This window comes from Methylobacterium sp. B1 (genome assembly GCF_000333255.1).
GTDB lineage: Bacteria > Pseudomonadota > Alphaproteobacteria > Rhizobiales > Beijerinckiaceae > Methylobacterium > Methylobacterium fujisawaense.
Window position 1 is genome coordinate 1 of sequence record NZ_BACT01000010.1, and the last position, 1,957, is coordinate 1,957.

General features: G+C 71.1%; 2 protein-coding genes. One reads left to right on the top strand and one right to left on the bottom strand.

The genetic code is table 11. The annotated features are described in order from the left end of the window. Positions 1–954 (bottom strand): archaetidylserine decarboxylase (gene asd, locus I53_RS00295; protein ID WP_251982163.1); only part of this gene is annotated, 954 nt, incomplete at its 3' end. Positions 955–986: 32 nt separating this feature from the next. On the opposite strand from asd, the gene I53_RS00300 reads away from it, so the two are divergent. Further along, a partial coding sequence (locus I53_RS00300; RefSeq protein ID WP_043345350.1) for an aminotransferase class III-fold pyridoxal phosphate-dependent enzyme occupies positions 987–1,957 on the top strand: 971 nt, incomplete at its 3' end.

Sequence of the window (1,957 nt, forward strand, 5' to 3'; positions counted from 1 at the left end):
CGCGGCTTCTCCAGCCCGGCGCGTAAGGTACGGGCGAGGGCGGCGCAGATCGTCAGCGGATGGCGGCTCCGGAAGGCGCATCAGGGGCTCGCCGACGCGCAGACGCGACCCCACGGAGAGTTCCGGACAGAGCGTGAAGCCCGGCGGTGCCAGCACCACGATGGTGGAGCCGTGCTCGAACCAGCCCATCTCCGCGCCCTTCGCCAGATGCGCGGCGCTGGGCAAGGTCCGCCCCCCGGTCTCGCGCAGGGCAAGCCCTTCGGGCAAGAAGCCGAGGCGCAAGCCCGCCACGAGGATGGCCGCCACGGGCACCAGGGTCACGGCATGGCCGCCTTCCGCGAGGCGCAGGCGCAGGATCGCGCGCTCGTTCCGGCAGAACAGCGCCTCGACACGCTTCAACGCGATCGGATTCACGTTCCAGGTATCCCCCCAGATGTGCCGGACCGACTCGACGCGCAGATCGTGCGGCGCGTGAAACCGATGGTACATCCCGGCCGTCAGCCGCAGGGTGGCGTAACAGCCGCCTTCATGGGCGCGCGCCAGCGTGACATCGCCGCCGAGCAAATCGGCGAGCGGATAGGACAGGCCCTTGATCTGAAACAGGCGTCCCGCTTCGATGCGGCCATGGGCGCCCAGGATCGCGTCGCTGGGGCTGGTGAGCACTGCGGGATCGGGGGCAACCGGCCGGGCGTCGGGGCGTAGGGCGCGCACGAAGGCGGCGTGAAGGCTGGGAAAGCGCGTCTCCTCGGCGTCGCTGAGATCGACGTCGCAGAACAACCGCCACGTCGCGATCGAGAGGTCGCGCACCAGCGGCTGTTCGATCCGGCTGAACCGGCCCATGAATCGGGTGGCGAGCCGGCGCGGAAGGCGGTTCGTCAAAAGGAAATTGAGATCCTCCTGCGCGCCGACCCGCGCCAGGACCGCCCGCAACCGGGATCGGGCAACCGTCATCATGCCGTGAACCGTCTCCGATAGGGCGCGGGGCGATGTCCGCGCTCTTCATCACCCTGTCCGCCACCGCCGCCGCCGCGGTTCTCGCCCTGCCGCGCGCGGCAGAGCGCCTGCAATTGTCGCGGGCGAAGCACCGTTCGCTCACCGGCCATGCCCGCATGGCCCGGCGCGTCGCCGGGCTGATCCCGCACTACGCCTATTCGGAGCGCGCCTTCTTCCGGTCGGACGAACCGGACGAAGCGGTGGCCCTGCGCCGCGAGGCGGGTTTCGCCGGGCTCTCCGACCGGTTCCGGACACGCTTCGCCCGGACGCGGGCCGAGACCGAGGCGGTGCGCGACGGTCTCTCGGATCTGCAATTCACCGGGCTGTACCGGGTGCCGTTCCAGTATGCCCGCCACGTGCGCGCGCATCTGGGGACCGGCGCCTTCGCGGCGTCCGCCGCGGGCGTGACCGTCACGGATCTCGACGGTAACGTGTTCTACGACCTCGCCGGCTCCTACGGCGTGAATCTGTTCGGCGTCGATTTCTACCGCGCCTGTCTGGAGGAGGGCGCCACCCGCGTCGCGGCGCTCGGCCCCGTCCTCGGGCCGCTGCACCCGGTCGTCTCCGGCAACGTCGCGCGGCTGAAGGCGATCTCGGGACTCGACGAAGTCTCGTTCCACATGTCGGGCACCGAGGCGGTGATGCAGGCGGTCCGACTCGCCCGCTACCACACCGGCCGGCGCCGGATTGTGCGGCTCTGCGGCGCCTATCACGGTTGGTGGGGCGAGGTGCAGCCCGGCATCGGCAACCCGGTCCCGACCCGCGACACGCTCACCCTGGCCGACATGTCGGAGCGGACGCTGCGGGTGCTCGCCACCCGCCGCGACGTCGCCTGCGTCCTGGTCAACCCGCTCCAGGCCCTGCACCCGAATGCCGGCGCGCCGGCCGATTCCGCGCTGGTGGACAGCGGTCGCAGGGCGTCCTTCGACCGCGCCGCCTACACCAAGTGGCTTCACGACCTGCG